General features: G+C 53.3%; 1 rRNA gene (running past one end of the window). It reads right to left on the reverse strand.

Going from position 1 to position 773, the window contains the following annotated elements:
* Window positions 1-24 precede the first annotated feature (24 nt).
* Window positions 25-773 (reverse strand): 23S ribosomal RNA (locus WSC_RS24760); it runs 2278 nt beyond the window's last position.

Raw genomic sequence — 773 nt, forward strand, 5'->3', positions numbered from 1 at the left:
AACCCAATAAACATTTGGCGTTGTATGGTTAAGCCGCACGGGCAATTAGTATTGGTTAGCTCAATGCCTCACAGCACTTACACATCCAACCTATCAACCTCGTAGTCTACAAGGGCCCTACAGGACCTCAAGGGTCTGTGACAACTCATCTCGGGGCTCGCTTCCCGCTTAGATGCTTTCAGCGGTTATCGATTCCGAACTTAGCTACCCGGCAATGCTCTTGGCAGAACAACCGGAACACCAGAGGTTCGTCCACTCCGGTCCTCTCGTACTAGGAGAAGCCCCCCTCAATTCTCAAACGCCCACGGCAGATAGGGACCGAACTGTCTCACGACGTTCTAAACCCAGCTCGCGTACCACTTTAAATGGCGAACAGCCATACCCTTGGGACCGACTTCAGCCCCAGGATGTGATGAGCCGACATCGAGGTGCCAAACACCGCCGTCGATATGAACTCTTGGGCGGTATCAGCCTGTTATCCCCGGAGTACCTTTTATCCGTTGAGCGATGGCCCTTCCATTCAGAACCACCGGATCACTATGACCTGCTTTCGCACCTGCTCGACGTGTCTGTCTCGCAGTTAAGCTGGCTTATGCCATTGCACTAACCGTACGATGTCCGACCGTACTTAGCCAACCTTCGTGCTCCTCCGTTACGCTTTGGGAGGAGACCGCCCCAGTCAAACTACCCACCAGGCAATGTCCGCATCCCCGATTAGGGGACAACGTTAGAACATCAAACATACAAGGGTGGTATTTCAAGGATGGCTCCAC

Source organism: Catenovulum agarivorans YM01, from assembly GCF_000281085.1.
Taxonomy (GTDB): Bacteria; Pseudomonadota; Gammaproteobacteria; order Enterobacterales; family Alteromonadaceae; genus Catenovulum; species Catenovulum agarivorans.